Below are 277 nucleotides of genomic sequence, written 5' to 3'. Positions count from 1 at the left end.
AACAGGCTTTAAAAGATAATCAACAATATTGTGTTCGTATCCTTCCAAAGCATACTCAGAATAGGCAGTTGTTAAGATGTATTTTAATTTATCTCCAACAATTTTCATGAAATTAATTCCCGTCAATTCAGGCATTTGAATATCAAGAAAAACCAAATCTGCTTCATTATTTTGAATATAATCTAAAGCTTCAATAGGATTTTCAGAAGAAAAAACCAATTCAAAAAAAGGAATTTTCTGCACATAACTTCCTAATAGCGAAATCGCTAATGGTTCG

The 277-nt window shown here is 30.0% G+C and carries 1 protein-coding gene; it reads right to left on the bottom strand.

Annotation, left to right across the window (positions count from 1 at the left end):
* Positions 1 to 277: LytR/AlgR family response regulator transcription factor (locus tag SCA31_RS23195; RefSeq protein ID WP_410699382.1), on the bottom strand; the 277-nt coding region annotated here is incomplete at both ends.

Origin of the sequence: Chryseobacterium sp. SIMBA_028, assembly GCF_046535285.1 — a bacterium.
Classification (GTDB): Bacteria; Bacteroidota; Bacteroidia; order Flavobacteriales; family Weeksellaceae; genus Chryseobacterium.
The sequence above is the reverse complement of the archived record's forward strand: the minus strand, read 5'-3'. Positions and strand labels throughout refer to the sequence as shown.